Origin of the sequence: Muricoccus roseus (genome assembly GCF_900141905.1) — a bacterium.
Classification (GTDB): Bacteria; Pseudomonadota; Alphaproteobacteria; order Acetobacterales; family Acetobacteraceae; genus Roseomonas; species Roseomonas rosea.
The window spans coordinates 25276-39901 of sequence record NZ_FQZF01000038.1; the positions used below are offsets into that span (position 1 = coordinate 25276).

General features: G+C 69.0%; 23 protein-coding genes and 1 tRNA gene. 7 read left to right on the plus strand and 17 right to left on the minus strand.

Features of this window, described 5'->3' with window-relative positions:
- The first annotated feature begins 182 nt into the window (after positions 1–182).
- A complete protein-coding gene (locus tag BUB97_RS22385; protein WP_073139193.1) occupies positions 183–1772 on the plus strand; it encodes a 2-isopropylmalate synthase in 1590 nt (529 codons plus the stop codon).
- 352 nt (positions 1773–2124) lie between these two features.
- On the opposite strand, the gene BUB97_RS22390 is transcribed toward BUB97_RS22385, so the two are convergent.
- Positions 2125–2364 carry a YMGG-like glycine zipper-containing protein gene (locus BUB97_RS22390; protein ID WP_073139196.1) on the minus strand — a complete coding sequence of 80 codons (240 nt, stop codon included), beginning with the start codon at positions 2362–2364 and terminating at the stop codon, positions 2125–2127.
- Positions 2365–2545: 181 nt separating this feature from the next.
- Between BUB97_RS22390 and BUB97_RS22395 the strand changes: the two genes are divergently transcribed.
- The 6 genes from BUB97_RS22395 to BUB97_RS22420 all read left to right on the plus strand — a co-directional run bounded on the left by BUB97_RS22395 (position 2546) and on the right by BUB97_RS22420 (position 8361).
- The gene (locus BUB97_RS22395; RefSeq protein ID WP_073139198.1) at positions 2546–3589 is read left to right on the plus strand and encodes a rod shape-determining protein; all 1044 of its coding nucleotides are present in this window, start codon (positions 2546–2548) and stop codon (positions 3587–3589) included.
- Between the two features lie 133 nt (positions 3590–3722).
- Entirely contained in the window at positions 3723–4592 is an 870-nt protein-coding gene (gene mreC, locus BUB97_RS22400) for a rod shape-determining protein MreC (RefSeq protein WP_073139201.1), read from the plus strand.
- A gap of 4 nt (positions 4593–4596) precedes the next feature.
- A complete protein-coding gene (mreD, locus tag BUB97_RS22405) occupies positions 4597–5136 on the plus strand; it encodes a rod shape-determining protein MreD (protein ID WP_073139204.1) in 540 nt (179 codons plus the stop codon).
- A 10-nt stretch (positions 5137–5146) separates the two neighbouring features.
- Entirely contained in the window at positions 5147–7030 is a 1884-nt protein-coding gene (mrdA, locus tag BUB97_RS22410) for a penicillin-binding protein 2 (RefSeq protein ID WP_073139206.1), read from the plus strand.
- On the plus strand, positions 7027–8190 hold the full coding sequence (rodA, locus tag BUB97_RS22415; RefSeq protein ID WP_073139209.1) for a rod shape-determining protein RodA: 1164 nt from the start codon (positions 7027–7029) through the stop codon (positions 8188–8190). Before mrdA ends, rodA begins: the two co-directional genes overlap by 4 nt.
- A gap of 95 nt (positions 8191–8285) precedes the next feature.
- Positions 8286–8361 (plus strand) — tRNA-Lys (locus tag BUB97_RS22420).
- A gap of 5 nt (positions 8362–8366) precedes the next feature.
- On the opposite strand, the gene BUB97_RS22425 is transcribed toward BUB97_RS22420, so the two are convergent.
- From BUB97_RS22425 to BUB97_RS22505, 16 genes are all read right to left on the minus strand, one after another.
- Positions 8367–9506 (minus strand): tyrosine-type recombinase/integrase, encoded by a 1140-nt coding sequence (locus tag BUB97_RS22425; RefSeq protein WP_073139212.1) that lies wholly within the window; start codon positions 9504–9506, stop codon positions 8367–8369.
- Entirely contained in the window at positions 9493–9750 is a 258-nt protein-coding gene (locus BUB97_RS26410; protein ID WP_073139214.1) for a hypothetical protein, read from the minus strand. Before BUB97_RS26410 ends, BUB97_RS22425 begins: the two co-directional genes overlap by 14 nt.
- A complete protein-coding gene (locus tag BUB97_RS22435; protein ID WP_073139217.1) occupies positions 9743–10027 on the minus strand; it encodes a hypothetical protein in 285 nt (94 codons plus the stop codon). The genes BUB97_RS26410 and BUB97_RS22435 overlap by 8 nt, the downstream gene beginning before the upstream one ends.
- A 124-nt stretch (positions 10028–10151) precedes the next feature.
- Positions 10152–10418: a hypothetical protein gene (locus tag BUB97_RS22440; protein ID WP_073139220.1), complete on the minus strand. Its 267-nt coding sequence runs from the start codon at positions 10416–10418 to the stop codon at positions 10152–10154.
- Entirely contained in the window at positions 10408–10686 is a 279-nt protein-coding gene (locus tag BUB97_RS22445; protein ID WP_139281427.1) for a hypothetical protein, read from the minus strand. Before BUB97_RS22445 ends, BUB97_RS22440 begins: the two co-directional genes overlap by 11 nt.
- Positions 10679–11032 carry a hypothetical protein gene (locus BUB97_RS22450; RefSeq protein ID WP_073139226.1) on the minus strand — a complete coding sequence of 118 codons (354 nt, stop codon included), beginning with the start codon at positions 11030–11032 and terminating at the stop codon, positions 10679–10681. Before BUB97_RS22450 ends, BUB97_RS22445 begins: the two co-directional genes overlap by 8 nt.
- Positions 11029–11256 carry a hypothetical protein gene (locus BUB97_RS22455; RefSeq protein WP_073139229.1) on the minus strand — a complete coding sequence of 76 codons (228 nt, stop codon included), beginning with the start codon at positions 11254–11256 and terminating at the stop codon, positions 11029–11031. The genes BUB97_RS22450 and BUB97_RS22455 overlap by 4 nt, the downstream gene beginning before the upstream one ends.
- Before the next feature lie 193 nt (positions 11257–11449).
- On the minus strand, positions 11450–11671 hold the full coding sequence (locus tag BUB97_RS22465) for a hypothetical protein (protein WP_073139235.1): 222 nt from the start codon (positions 11669–11671) through the stop codon (positions 11450–11452).
- Positions 11664–11918: a hypothetical protein gene (locus BUB97_RS22470; RefSeq protein WP_073139237.1), complete on the minus strand. Its 255-nt coding sequence runs from the start codon at positions 11916–11918 to the stop codon at positions 11664–11666. Before BUB97_RS22470 ends, BUB97_RS22465 begins: the two co-directional genes overlap by 8 nt.
- Positions 11915–12343 carry a hypothetical protein gene (locus BUB97_RS22475; RefSeq protein ID WP_073139240.1) on the minus strand — a complete coding sequence of 143 codons (429 nt, stop codon included), beginning with the start codon at positions 12341–12343 and terminating at the stop codon, positions 11915–11917. The genes BUB97_RS22470 and BUB97_RS22475 overlap by 4 nt, the downstream gene beginning before the upstream one ends.
- A gap of 93 nt (positions 12344–12436) precedes the next feature.
- Complete coding sequence (locus tag BUB97_RS22480; protein WP_073139242.1) at positions 12437–12883, minus strand: hypothetical protein; 447 nt, start codon at positions 12881–12883, stop codon at positions 12437–12439.
- Positions 12880–13302: a hypothetical protein gene (locus BUB97_RS22485; RefSeq protein WP_073139245.1), complete on the minus strand. Its 423-nt coding sequence runs from the start codon at positions 13300–13302 to the stop codon at positions 12880–12882. Before BUB97_RS22485 ends, BUB97_RS22480 begins: the two co-directional genes overlap by 4 nt.
- 155 nt (positions 13303–13457) lie before the next feature.
- Entirely contained in the window at positions 13458–13649 is a 192-nt protein-coding gene (locus tag BUB97_RS22490; protein ID WP_073139248.1) for a hypothetical protein, read from the minus strand.
- Positions 13646–13891, minus strand: a complete 246-nt coding sequence (locus BUB97_RS22495) for a hypothetical protein (RefSeq protein ID WP_139281428.1) — start codon at positions 13889–13891, stop codon at positions 13646–13648. The genes BUB97_RS22490 and BUB97_RS22495 overlap by 4 nt, the downstream gene beginning before the upstream one ends.
- A gap of 61 nt (positions 13892–13952) precedes the next feature.
- Positions 13953–14267: a hypothetical protein gene (locus BUB97_RS22500; protein WP_139281429.1), complete on the minus strand. Its 315-nt coding sequence runs from the start codon at positions 14265–14267 to the stop codon at positions 13953–13955.
- Between the two features lie 128 nt (positions 14268–14395).
- Positions 14396–14626, minus strand: a 231-nt coding sequence (locus BUB97_RS22505) for an ATP-binding protein (protein ID WP_175562718.1), incomplete at its 5' end; no start/stop codon positions are given.

Sequence of the window (14626 nt, forward strand, 5' to 3'; positions counted from 1 at the left end):
GGCCCCCTGGCCGGCCAGCCCGTGCGCCCGGCCCTCGCCCTCCTTCCGCTTCTCCTTCGACTTCGCCGCCCCTGGGCGTGACGCGCGGCTGACTGGCCCGCATCGCTCAGGGGGTTCCCCGGGCGACGCGCCCGCATGTCATCGACACGACATTGGCACACGGCATTCAAGGAACGGCACAGATGGCCAGCAATCATCCCAGCTTCGGCAAGATCGCCGACGACCGCGTCATCATCTTCGACACCACGCTGCGCGACGGCGAGCAGTCCCCCGGCTTCTCCATGAACCTGGAGGAGAAGCTGCGCATGGCCGAGAGCCTGGCGGAGCTGGGCGCGGATGTGCTGGAGGCGGGCTTCCCCATCGCGAGCCCCGGCGACTTCGAGAGCGTGCATTCCATCGCGACGCGCTTCGCCAAGGGCGGGCCGGTGATCTGCGGCCTGTCGCGCTCGGCGGATGGGGACATCATCCGGGCGGCGGAGGCGATCAAGCCGGCCGCGCGCGGGCGGATCCATACCTTCATCTCGACCAGCGAGCTGCACATGCGGGTGAAGCTGCGCATGTCCAACGAGGACGTGCTGGCCGCCGTGGTGCGCAGCGTGACGCTGGCCCGCCAGCATACGGACGACGTGGAGTGGTCCGCCGAGGATGGCAGCCGAACCGATCCGGATTTCCTGTGCCGCTGCGTGGAGGCGGCCATCAAGGCCGGCGCCACCACGATCAACGTGCCGGATACGGTCGGCTACGCGCTGCCCGAGGACATGACGCGCATCTTCACCATGCTGCGCGAGCGCGTGCCGGGCGCGGATGGCGTGATCTTCTCCACCCACAACCATGACGACCTGGGCCTGGCGGTCGCCAACACCCTCGCCGCCATCCAGGCCGGTGCGCGGCAGGTGGAATGCACCATCAACGGCATCGGCGAGCGCGCCGGCAACGCCTCCCTGGAGGAGGTGGCGATGGCGCTGCGGACGCGGGGCAATGCGCTGGCGCGCAAGACCGGCATCGTCACGCCCAACATCCTGCGCACCTCGCGCCTGCTGGCCACCATCACCGGCTTCGACGTGCAGCCGAACAAGGCGATCGTCGGGCGCAACGCCTTCGCGCATGAGAGCGGCATCCATCAGGACGGCGTGCTGAAGGATGCCTCCACCTATGAGATCATGACGCCCGAAAGCGTCGGCTGGACCACCAACTCCCTCGTGCTCGGCAAGCATTCGGGCCGGGCGGCCTTCCGCGACAAGCTGAAGGCGCTGGGCTACGAGCTGGGCGACAACGCGCTGAACGACGCCTTCCGCCGCTTCAAGGACCTCGCCGACCGCAAGAAGGTGGTCTACGACGAGGACATCTCGGCGCTGGTGGATGACGAGGTGGTTCGCCAGAACGACCGGGTGAAGCTGACGGCGCTGACCGTGACCTCCGGCCTGAACACCCGCCCCATGGCGGCGGTGAAGCTGGAGATCGACGGGGAGGAGCAGGAGGGCATCGCGGCCGGGGACGGGGCGGTGGACGCCACCTTCAACGCCATCCGCGCCGCCTACCCGCATGAGGTGGCGCTGAAGCTCTACGCCGTGCAGTCCGTCACCGGCGGAACCGATGCCCAGGCGCGCGTGACCGTGCGCTTCGAGGAGAGGGGCAAGCTGGTGGACGGGCAGGGGGCGGATACCGACACCATCGTCGCCTCCGCCCGGGCCTATGTGCACGCGCTGAACAAGCTGCTGGTGAAGCGGGAACGGACGGCGCCGGCGGAGATGGCGGCGGCTCCGGCGGCCTGATCGGGGTTTTTTGGGGGGGTTAGAGGAGGGCTCTGCCCTCCACCCGCCAAGGGCCTGAGGCCCTTGGAACCCCATCGGACTGCCGTGGATACCCCGGATCGGTGGGGTCTCGGGTTGAAGGATGCCTTTCCTGCGTCTTCAGTCGCCTGAGGTCCAAGACCTCAGGCGCACCGACAGCCGAGTGATTCCAAACTCGAAGAAAAAGATGATGGGTCGAAGGCACTGCCTTCGACGGGTCCGGGGAGAGGAAGAATTCCTTCTTCCTCTCCCCGGGTCAGACCGTCAGCCCAAGGCAAAGAAAAAGGGCACCCCTTGCGGGGTGCCCTTTCTCAGATCGGCGCCCCCGGGAGGGTCAGCGCCAGACGGGGCGGCCGAGGTTGATGTCGTTGCCGCTGGTCAGGGCGCCGCCGGCGGCACCGGCCGCGCCGCCGATCAGGGCGCCGGTTCCGGCGCTGCCGGAGAGCGAGCCGATCGCCGCGCCGGCGCCGGCGCCGAGGAGACCGCCGGAGACCGCCCGGTCACCGGTGCTGTAGCCGCAGGCGCCGAGGCCGAGGCTGGCGACGGCGAGGAGGGCGAGGCTGGTCTTCCGCATCAGTTTGTTCCTGGTCCTGTTCATCGATGGTGCTGGAACGCGCCCCGTCCTGGCCGGTTGCGGCCATGTCATCTTGGGGGAGGGTGCGCGTTTCCGGCTTGAGCGGCCCGGCCCTTGCCGCTAGTCACCCCTCGCCCGGCCCGTCCGGCTTTTCCACGCCCTTTCCCGAGGTCACCCCCGCATGTTCTCCCGCCTGTTCGGCTTCCTGTCCGCCGACATGGCCATCGACCTCGGCACGGCGAATACCCTGGTCTATGTGAAGGGCCGGGGCATCGTCCTGAACGAGCCGTCGGTGGTGGCCATCGCCGATATCCGCGGCCGCAAGCAGGTGCTGGCGGTGGGGGAGGAGGCCAAGCTGATGCTGGGCCGCACCCCCGGCAACATTGCCGCCATCCGGCCCCTTCGGGACGGCGTGATTGCCGATTTCGAGGTGGCGGAGGAGATGATCAAGCACTTCATCCGCAAGGTGCATAACCGGCGGAGCTTTGCCTCTCCCATGATCATCGTCTGCGTGCCGTCCGGCTCCACCGCCGTGGAGCGCCGGGCGATCCAGGAGAGCGCCGAGTCGGCAGGGGCGCGGAAGGTGCTGCTGATCGAGGAGCCGATGGCGGCCGCGATCGGGGCCGGGCTGCCGGTGACGGAGCCGTCGGGGTCCATGATCGTGGATATCGGGGGCGGCACGACCGAGGTGGCGGTGATTTCCCTCGGCGGCATCGTCTATGCCCGTTCCGTCCGGGTGGGCGGGGACAAGATGGACGAGGCCATCATCTCCTATATCCGCCGCCAGTTTAACCTGCTGATCGGCGAGAGCACGGCCGAGCGGATCAAGATGGAGATCGGTGCCGCGGCCCCGCCCGAGGCGGGGGAGGAGGGGCCCATCACGGAGGTGAAGGGGCGCGACCTGATGAATGGCGTGCCGCGGGAGGTCTATGTTTCCCAGCGCCAGATCTCCGAGAGCCTGGCCGAGCCGGTCTCGCAGATTGTCGAGGCGGTGAAGGTGGCGCTGGAGAACACCCCGCCCGAGCTGGCTGCCGATATCGTGGACAAGGGCATCGTCCTGACCGGTGGCGGGGCGCTGCTGCATGGGCTCGACAATGTGCTGCGGGAGGCGACGGGGCTTCCCGTGAGCGTGGCCGAGGAGGCGCTGTCCTGCGTGGCCCTGGGGACGGGCCGTGCGTTGGAAGAGATGAAGCGGCTGCGCCACGTCCTGTCTTCGATGTATTGATATCCCCGGGGAAGCGACGGCACGGGTGATCCCGTGTCGTTCACGTTCTATAAATATTCTTCACGATCAAACTTTTGTGCGGCGGTCCTCCCATATCGGAGCGACGTTCCGCTGAGGGGGAGGGGAGATCGGCATGATTCGTCTGAGCGTCCCTCTCCGGCAGGCGCTGGCGCGGCTTTCCGTCCCTGTTCTGATCGCGGCCGCCTTCGGCACCATGCTGCTCGGCAAGGCCGATGCCCTTTTCGTCGAGCGGACGCGGATGGCGCTGGCAGATCTGCTGGCGCCTCTCTACTCCGTGGCCGCCGAGCCGATCGGGGCGGTGCGCCAGGCCGTGGGCGAGGCCCGCATGCTGCTGGACCTGCGCGGGGAGGCGGCGCGGCTGCGGGAGGAGAATGACCGCCTGCATCGCTGGCAGGCCGCGGCCCTGGCGCTGGAGGCGGAGAATGCGCTGCTGCGACGGCAGCTCTCCTTCGTGCCTGACCCGGCGCCGCAGTTCCGCACGGCGCGGGTGGTGGCGGATGCCGGGGGCACCTATGCGCGGGCCGTGCTGATTTCGACCGGGCCTTTCCTGCAGGTGCAGAAGGGCCAGGTGGCGCTGGACGAGCGGGGCCTGGCCGGGCGCGTCACCGAGGTCGGCGCCCGGTCTGCGCGCATTCTTCTGGTGACCGACATGAACAGCCGCATCCCCGTCGTGCTGGAGGGGTCCCGGGCGCGGGCCATCATGGTCGGCACGAATGGCGCGCGGCCGCGCTTGCAGCATTGGCCCTCGGGCATGCAGCCGCAGGAGGGGGACCGCGTCGTGACCTCCGCCGAATCGGCCACCTTCCCGGCCGGCCTGCCCGTGGGGGTGGTGCGGCTGGGCGAGACGGGTTGGCCGGAGGTGGAGCTTTTCGCCCAGCTCGACCGGCTGGACCTGTTGCGGATCTTCGAGTTCGGCCTCGCCGGCATCCTGCCGCCCGAGGCGGTCGCGCGACCCGACCCGGCCGCCCGGCCCCGGCGCTGAGCCGATGGCCCGGAAGGGACGCCCCGCCTCCGCCCCCGGGTTGCTGGCACGGCTGGATGCGCTGGCGCGTTCCGCCGCGCCGAGCGTGACCACGGTGGCGGCCATGATCCTGGCGGCGGCGCCGGTGGGGTTGCCTTCGCTGCTGCCGGCCGTCTCCCTGGCCGGGGTGTTCTTCTGGAGCCTGTTCCGCCCGGCTTCCATGCCGGCGCCGGCCGCCTTCGGGATCGGGCTGTTGCAGGACCTGCTGGGCTTCGCGCCGCTCGGGATTGGAGTGCTGACCCTTTTGCTGGTGCATGCGGCCGCGCTGCGGCTGCGGCGGGTGCTGGCGAAGCAGTCCTTTCTGCTGGTCTGGCTGGCCTATTGCGGCTTCGCCGTGCTGGCGGTGGGGCTCGGCTACACTCTCCAGGCTCTTCTGGGCTGGCAGGCGCCGCCGACGGTGCCGGCCATCGCGCAGCTGGGCCTGACGATTGGCATCTACCCGCCCCTGGCCTGGCTGATGGCCCGGGGGCATCGCGCGATGCAGCGCGCCGAGGCGCTGGCATGAGGGGGCACCGATGAGCGCGGCGCGGAAGGAGGAGGCGGCCCGCCGGAGCGTCTTCACCCGGCGGGCCCTGATGCTGGGGGCGGTGCAGCTCGGGGCGTTGGGCTTCCTGGGCTACCGGCTGAACAAGCTGCAGGTGGAGGAGGGGGAGCGCTACGCCACCCTGGCCGAGGAGAACCGCATCTCCGCCCGGCTGGTGGCCCCGCCGCGCGGCCGGGTGCTGGACCGGGAGGGCAAGGTGATCGCGGGCAGCCAGCTCAACTGGCGCGCCTTGATCGTGGCCGAGGATGCGCGGGACGTGCCGGCCGTGCTCGATACCTTCCACCGGATCGTGCCGCTGACGGATGTGGAGCGGGCGCGGATCGAGCGCGAGGTGCGCCGGCGGCGGCGCTTCATCCCCGTGACGGTGCGCGAGTTCCTGAGCTGGGAGGAGATGGCGCGGATCGAGATGAACGCGCCGGACCTGCCGGGCATCTCGGTGGATGTGGGCACCACCCGGGAATATCCGGAGCGCGAGCATCTGGCGCATGTCGTGGGCTATGTGGCGCCGCCGGCCGAGGCCGATATCGGGGAGGACCCGCTGCTGGAGCTGCCGGGCATCCGCGTGGGTCGGGCCGGGATCGAGCGTTTCCACGACAAGGCGCTGCGCGGGCGGGCGGGCTCGATCCGGCTGGAGGTGAATGCGGTGGGCCGCGTGATCCGCGAGCTGGACCGGCGCGAGGGGCAGCCCGGCCAGGACGTGCAGATCAGCGTGGATGCCGAGTTGCAGAGGGCCGTGCGCGCCCGCTGCGAGGAGGGGACCAGCGCCGTGGTGCTGGATGCCCGGACGGGCGAGGTGCTGGCCATGGCGACCCAGCCCTCCTTCGATCCCAACGTGTTCAATGCCGGGGTTTCCGCCGCGCAGTGGCGGGAATGGACGAGCAAGCGGCAGACGCCGCTGATCAACAAGACGACCAACGGGCTCTATGCCCCCGGTTCCACCTTCAAGATGGTGGTGGCGCTGGCGGCGCTGGAGGCGAAGGTCTGCACCCCGGGGGAGCGGGTTTCCTGCCCCGGCTATTACGACCTGGGAGATACGCGCTTTCACTGCCACTCCCGCTACGGCCATGGCAGCCTCGATATGCGGGGGGCGATCAAATACTCCTGCGACGTCTATTTCTACGAAATGGCCAAGCGGACGGGCATCGACCGGATCGCGGCCATGGGGCGGCGGCTGGGGCTGGGCGTGGACCTGGAGATCGAGCTGCCGGGCACGCGGCGGGGGCTGATGCCGACGCGGGACTGGCGCCTGGCCCAGGGCAAGCCCTGGAACCTGGGCGACACGGTGGTGCATGGCATCGGCCAGGGCTTCTACCAGCTCACCCCGCTCTCCCTCGCCACCATGACGGCGCGGCTGGCGACGGGGCGGGCGGTGCAGCCGCATCTGACCCGTTCGGTCGGCGGGAGGCCGGTGAAGGGGGTGAGGCCGGAGGACTGGCCTTCCCTGGGCATCCCCGAGCGGGACCTGCGCTTGGTGCGGGAGGCCATGTGGGCCGTGGTGAACGAGGAGGGGGGCACGGCGCGCGGCGCCCGCCTGCCCGCCAATATGGGCCAGCTGGCGGGCAAGACCGGCACGACCCAGGTGCGGCGGGTGAGCCGCGAGCAGCGCGAGCGGGGCTTCCGGGTGGAATCCATGCCGCGGGAGTGGCGGCCGCATGCGCTCTTCGTGGCCTTCGCGCCCTATGAGAACCCGCAATACGCGGTGATGGTGATCGTCGAGCATGGCACCAGCGGCTCGGGCGCCGCGGCGCCGATCGCGCGCGACATCATGGCCGACACCATCAACCGCTTCCGCCAGCCCGTGACCGCCCCGCCCGCCCGGGTGGCGGAGGCCGGGCCGGGGGGGAACCGCCCATGATCCTGCGCGACCAGCCCATCTATGAGCGCCGCCTTCTCATGCGGCAGCACAGCTTCGGGATCCTGGAGAAGCTCTGGCAGATCCCCTGGCTCTTCGTGCTCATCCTCTGCGCCGTGGCGGGGGTGGGCTATGTGGCGCTCTATTCCGCCGGGGGCGGGGCGCCGGAGGCTTATGCGACGAAGCACGCGCTTCGCTTCGGCTTCGGGCTGGTGCTGATGCTTTCGCTCTCCCTCGTGGACATCCGGGTGATCGCCCGGTTCGCCTGGGTGGGCTATGCCGTCGGGGTAGGGCTTCTCGTGCTCGTGCTGCTGCACGGCAATATCGGCAAGGGCGCGCAGCGCTGGATCGATATCGGGCCCATCCAGCTCCAGCCTTCCGAGCTGATGAAGATCCTGCTCGTGGTGGCGCTCGCCGCCTGGTTCCACCGGGCGACCTGGGAGCGGATGGGGAATCCGCTGTTCCTCCTTCCACCGGCCCTGGCGGTGCTGGTGCCCGTGGCGCTGATCCTGAAGCAGCCCAATCTCGGCACCGCGCTGATCACGGGGATGGTCGGGGCGGCGATGTTCTGGGCGGCGGGGGTGCGGTGGTGGAAATTCGCCATCCTGGCCGCCGGCGTCGGCTTCGCCGCGCCCATCGCCTATGAGCGGCTGCACGACTACCAGCGGGCGCGGATCACCACCTTCCTCGACCCCGAGAGCGATCCGCTGGGGGCGGGGTACAACATCATCCAGTCCAAGATCGCGCTCGGTTCCGGGGGGATGTGGGGGAAGGGCTTCCTGCAGGGCACGCAGGGGCACCTGAACTTCCTGCCGGAGAAGCAGACGGACTTCATCTTCACCATGATCGCCGAGGAATTCGGCCTGGTGGGGGCACTGGGGACGCTGGGGCTGCTGGCCCTGGTCATCCTCTTCGCGATGCTGACGGCGCTGCGGTGCCGGCACCAGTTCGGGCGGCTGCTGGCGCTGGGGCTGGGGATGAACTTCTTCCTCTATGTCTTCGTGAATGTGGCGATGGTGACGGGGAGCATTCCGGTGGGCGGGGTGCCGCTGCCGCTGATCAGCCATGGGGGCTCGGCCATGCTGACGGTGATGCTCGGATTCGGGCTGCTGGGCAGTGCCTATGTTCACCGGGACGCGGAGTTTGTTGTCGCGCGGGAATGAGCGGAGGAAGGGGTTGACCTCCTCGCTGGATGGGGTAGAAGGCCGCCCACCCGAGACGAGCGCTGGTCGCGAAGCCCGGGAATGCCGGATGGCATGGGCGCATAGCTCAGTTGGTAGAGCAGCTGACTCTTAATCAGCGGGTCCAAGGTTCGAGCCCTTGTGCGCCCACCATTCCATCAGGATTTACGGGCACTTACGGGCTTCGCGGGGACGTCAGTTTCCCTGCTTCCCGGGCGGTTTCCCTGCTCCGCAGCCTCACGAGCCGCCATCCGATCCGCCGCCGCACGCTTGAATTGTTCTGCGGTGGGCCTCGCGTAGCGCGCTGCCATGGCCGCCGTCTTGTGGCCGCCATGGGTCCGCATGTGCAGGATGTCGGCGCCGCTGTCGGATAGCTCCGTGAGGGCGGTCGCGCGCAGATCCCGGAACTGGTGTGTCTTAGGGATGCCGGCCAGGTCCGCGATGGCCCGCCATTCATGCCGGAAGGTGTGCTCGTTGTAGGCGGTGCAGGTACCCTCGCGCTCGACCACATGGACCTTGCCCCGTGGCGCCGCGGCGATGGCCTCCACCAGCTCGGGATAGGCTGACAGGACGACCGGAAGCTGTGCGCCGGTCTTCGAGGTCTCCCGGTGGGTCTCCCCCAGAGCCTCCCAGGTCAGGGACAGCACGTCCCCTTCGCGGTGGCCCAGCCAGTAGGCGAGGAGGGTTGCCAGGGCCAGGCTCGGGCGCTGCTGCTCATAGGCGCCGGCCACCACGGCATCGACCTGCTTCTTCGTCCAGAGTGTCTTGCGCGCGGGCAGGGTGGGAAGCTCCATCCCGGCCCAGGGGTTCACCGGCCCGACAAGCTCCTTCCGGGCCGCCCACTTCCAGACCCGGCGCGCGTAGCGGCAGGCATAGTGCGCGGTATGCAGGCCGCGCTCGGCCTTCAGCTTGGCGAACAGCCCATCGGCATGGCGGGGCCGGATCGACATGGCCGCCATCCGCCCCAGGGTGGTGTTGCCCACCTCCACGCCGCCCAGGACCCTGGCGAGGTGCCGGTAGTCCTTCTGGGTGCTGGCGGCCAGGCCGTTGAAGCGGTCGGTCTCATTGAAGGTGCCCAGGAGCCAGGCCACGCTCCCTGGCAGGGGCGCTTCCGCGGCAAGCGCCAGGTGCTCCTTGTTCAGGCTGCGTGCGGCGGCCCATGCGTTTGGGGTGTCTCCGCCCAGCGCCACGGTCTTGAGGCCGTGGCTCTTGCGTAGCCGGTCGGGCGGGTCCCAATACCAGCGCCCCTTCACCTGCTTGACGTGCTGGGGGCGCTGGTTGTCGTCAGATGAGGCCAAGGGCTCGGTCCAGGCTGCGGGCGTCATCCTCGATGGACGCCGGGATGGAGGAGGCTGCGTCAAGCGCCCGGTCCACGGCCCGCCGGTCCCAGCGCGCGGCCGGGTCGGTGGGCGCCAGGCCCCAGAGCGGGCCGGGGATGCGGCCATTGGCGATCCGCTGCGACACGGCGGACCAGTCCAGGCCGCCGAGGTAGCAGCGGAGCTGCGCGCGGGTCAGAAGGCGAGGGGCGGCGCGTTCAGGCATCTCGGCCCTCCTCGACGGGGGCGGGCGCGGTCTGCCCCCGAACCACCGCCCAGGCGTAGAGCCTCGGGACGCGGCTGACATGGACATGGCTAGTGAGCCGCACCCTCCCACAAGGTAGGCGCTCCCCCGGATGTGCGGCGATAACGCGTGACGCCTCTTCCGCCTCGGCCAGGCTGATGCCCTGAAGAGAAGGAGGTTCGCCCGCGTAGATGCCGCTCCACACCATCCAGGCGTGGGTAAGGAGGCTGTTGATCTCCTTCGCGCGATCGAGCGTCATTTCTCCTCCTCCCCTTCCTTCCACCACCAGAGCCAGTCGCCAGCCGCGTTCTGCTGAACCTGTATCCGCCCGGCCGCCAGCAGATCGGCCAAGGGGGCGGGGAGGGGGGTGTTGCGGGGTGGGGTTAGTCACGGGGCACCTCCACCTGAGCACGCATTGCCTCGATTGCGTCGGCGCACCGTGTGGCTACGGCTGCCAGTTCGGCGCGCCGCTGTGATGGGCGCCCACCGAGCGCGATTTCCTCCGCGATCTCGTCGCAAAGGGTCGCGGCGTCCCCCATGCCGGAGCGCATCCCAACGCGAGCGTCCTGGCCCGAGTAAAGGCCGAGCGACGTAGCGAGCAGCGAAGACGCAACCTGTTCGACCTTCTTGCCCATGCGATCAGCGGCCATCCCCGCCTCCTTCCGGCCGGTTGGCGAGGGAGGCTTGCTGCTTGACCTCATCGGCCTGGGCCTTGGCCTCCTCTGCCGTGTCGAAGATCGCGGCGACCCCTCCGACTGCGAGATGCAGCCAGCCGCGCCCCGGGACGAAGACCTGCACCCCGTGCTTCTTCTCGAAGGTGTTGGTGTCGAACCAGGCCGAGACGCGCACGTCACGGATGGCCGCTTCCTCCACCCCGCCCGGCCCGTCCATGCTGGCGGGAGGCTGTGCGTTAGGCATGGGGGTTCTCCGGCATCTTGAGGGCTCCGGCGACAAGACGCCGGAACTCAAAACCGTCAGCGCGGTCCTGCCAGCGGCGGAGCTTGCCGTCCTGGTAAGTGGCGGTCACCGGGCGCTCCGACCGGTAGAAGCTCACCGTTCCGTCTGGGTTATCCGTCCACACGAAGCCGAAAGCCTCAACCGGGGTCGCGTGCGTCCCGGTCATGCCATCATAGGTTGGCTTGATGCCTCGCCGGTCGAGGTAGCAGTAGCCGACCCCCGGCACCCACTGGCAGACCATCCTGGGCTCAGGAGCGTCGCAGTCATTGATGATGACGTAGCGCGTCGGTTTCATCTTCTCGCTCACCCCACCACCTCCCCGCCCTCGGCGGCATCGGGACTGCGGGGCGGGGGCGGGAGGGGCATCCACCATAGGGGCTTCCACTCCTTGTTGCCCGGCACGCGCAGCCAGTCTCTCGTCATGGACGAGGGTGCGAACCACCACGTCCGGTACACATGCCCGCGCGCGTCCATGCCGATGATCTCTGTGTAGTCGGTCGGCGCCGTCTCTATCGGCTTCCAATTGCTCATTGGCGCCATCCCCCTTTCACCATCCGCACCGCGCCCGGCATCTTCCCGCCGCCCGCGTGCTTGGCGCAGCCTTCATAGTTGTGGTCGGTCCCGCCGCAGTAGGTGCAGCGCAACTGCGCGTGCCGAACTGATCCACCCCATGTCTTCGGGCAATGGCTGATCGGGTGCAGGGGTGACCCGCAGTAACCGCACCTCATGACGCCTCTCCCTTGAACGAGAACTCGCGGATGCGGCCGGTCCAGAAGTCCTGCGCCTTAGCTGCCGCCTCGCAATCCGCCTCCGTCTGACCGTAGGTGACGACGTGCACGCGCTCCCCGTCCCAGCCGATCAGGAGGCATTGCTTCAGGTCGAATTGGTCCGCCACCTTCTTTGCAGCAGAAACGGGGATGCGGTGCTGCGCTCGCTGTTCACCCACGGCTGATCTCCTCGGGCGCGGCGCCGAGAAGACGGCGAACCAATCGGTTTAACCAGCCCGTGCGCGGCGCGACCGGTACGTGCAGCACGATCTCGCCTCCAAGACGGGCGAAGGCCAGCGCACGAACCCTCGCCTCGGCGTCCTCAAAGGAAGTTGCCATGATCTCAATGGCCCACCGCCTTCCAAGGTAGCCATAATGGACCTCAAATGGGCGGTAGTGCCCATCGCCGTTCACACTCTGGTTCATGCTCCCTCCTCGGGCGCGGCGTCGGGGGCGAGGGCGGCTCGGATCATATCCTTGCGCTCGCGTTCCCACTGGACGATGTCCTCGCGCGTCGGCATCGGGCAGTCCGGCTGCGCGACGTTGTAAGCGACGTTCCCGGACTGGCGCTCGATCACCTCCAGCACCTCCCGCAGCCGCATCACCTCAGCTCCGGGCGCCGATGGGGCGGGGAGGGCGCGGAGGCGGTTCACCGCTTCCTGCAACGTGAGCGGGAGCGCGGTCTTGCCTGCGTTCTCCGCGCCGTCCGCCTCCTCGCTGTAAAGCCGCTCGATGCGTTGGCAGAGAGCTTCTACCGCCTCCGCCTCGCCGCCCTGCGCCGGGGTGGGGGCTGCGGCGCGGTCCTCCATGACCTCCCGCAGCAGCTTGCCGTTAGGGTCGTTCTTCGCCATTTAGGGTCGTTCTTCGCCATGCGGAGTGCCTTGTTCACGGCCTCGTAGCCGCGCGTTACCACGCCCGTCTCGTCCCGCTGCGAGGGGGAGGGTTCAGGATGCGTCATGGGTGGGCTCCGGGGTGGGGGTGCTGCGGGCGCGGATGCGGTTGGCGATCATGCGGCCCGCAACGGCGCCGTCGTGATACGCAAGGGAGAGATCCAAATCTCCGTTGCGACGGCTCACCTCGGCCCGCTCGTTCATGTCCTTGATGTGCGCGTCACAGTCAGCGAGGCACGCAGCCCGCTCATTCTCCCGCTCCGCCTTCACCGCCTCCGCGACCTGGGCGGGGGTGATCGGGTAGAGGGGCGAGACGTAGGACCAGCCTTCGAGAAGGCCTCCCTGGTTGACGCGTGCGACGTAGGGGCGCCCGGCGATCTGCCACCATCCGTCACGGACTGAGGCGGTCCACTGTGCACCCGCAGCATCCCGCAGCAGATGCGCCGGCGCCCCTTCATGCTCCTCCGGCGGGCGACCGTTCCAGTTCGGGTGCGCGCTCATCCCTGCTCCTCCATCATCGCCGCTCTCGCACGCAGCGCGGCGGCGGCAAGCGCGAGCGCGGGGGTGGCGGCCTGCGCGTAGATCGAGACCATACCCGGCGCCCACACGGCCATCGTCATCCGGTCATTCGCGCCACGGTGGCGGGACCACTCGCCGCCCTCCGGCAACAGCGTCAGAGCGGCGTCCAGGCTGGAGGTGAAGTTGAGCGCGTGCGTGCTCACCCACTTCCCGGTCGTCCGGTTGACCCAGACCCGATCCTTCACAGGAGCCCAGGAGCCGTCGTCTTGCTCCTCCTCGGCGCCGATGTGACGCTCCTCGCGGTCGAACAGGGCGTGCATGATCGCCTCATCCAACTCCCTACTCGCCCCCTCGGCCGCCTCCAGCCGCGCCGCGAGATCACGATGCGCGGTGGGGGTCATGCGCCCGTCTCCCACGCATCGCCGCGGTCGTCGGCCGCCTCGCCGAAGCTCTCGATCTTGCCCATCTCACCCCCCCACGAGCGCGAAGAGGGCGATGAGCAGCAGTAGGAAGCCTGCGTAGAGGATGCCGCCGCCGAGGATGTGGAGGAGGGTCATCACCGCATCACTCCCCTGCTGAAGGCTGTGTTCATGAGGTATCGAATGTCCTCCGCGAGCTGGCGCGGCGGGCGGTGGTCCTTAGTGCGGAGCCACCTTTCGAGCGTATCCAGCGCCTCGCGGATGTGCGGCTCGTCGCGGATCGCAGGATCGAAGAACGGCGCCTGATCCTCGGAAAGGGCGGGGGTCATGGGGTGGTCCGCCCCGACAGAAAGGCATCGAGCCGGCGGAGGCGCGCGATCTCCTCAGCCTTGCGGTCCAGTTCGCGCCAAGCCTGAGAAAGCTCGCGCTTGTAGCCGTCTAGGGCGCGGTCTCTTGCGCGCTCGCGGGCGTCATGCGCGGGGTCGAGACGCTTTGCCCACCACCGCAGCTTCATGGCGAGCCGGTAGCGCGGGTTCCGGTACCACCAGCGCCAAGACATGCGATCTTCCATCAGACCGTCCTCCCCATCGCGGCGCAGAACGCGCCCCAGGCGGCGTGCATCGCCTTCTCCGTCACAGCACTTCCTCCAGATCCTCGATGTGCGCCGTGAGGTCGGGCACGACCCGATCCACGCACGCGCAGAGCAGGTCCAGCGTCTCCACCGTGTCGTCGGTCTGATGGCCCCGCTGGAGCCGCGCGTTCGCGTTGCCCAGGGCGGTCTCCAGCTTGTCCACGAGCAGCGTGAGGGCGGCGTGCCGCTGGTTCGCGCGGGCCTGCGCCATCTCGTGATCGGCGTAGCTGTGGGGGGCGTTGGGGTAGACCTTGCGCCGGGACATGAGCGCCGGATGCACAGGGGTCGCCGTCTCCGGGCGAACAGTCGCGTTCATGGGGTCACCTCGTGCGTGTCGATGTTGGCGCGGATCACCTCGATGTTGAGTTTCGCTGAGAACTGACCCGGGGTTTTCATCGAGAACTGACCCGTGCAGGGATATGTCCCGCGGGCTGTGGCCGCGGGTCAAGCGGGTGCTTTGGCCCTCCTGTTCCTGGGTTCGGCCGAGCTGCTCCTGAACCGGAAACTGTCGTTGCCGGTCTCCAGGATGTGGCAGTGGTGCGTGAGCCGGTCGAGCAGGGCCGTGGTCATCTTAGCGTCGCCGAACACGCCGCCCCACTCGCTGAAACTCAGGTTGGTGGTGATGACCACGCTGGTGCGCTCGTAGAGCTTGCTGAGCAGGTGGAACAGCAAGGC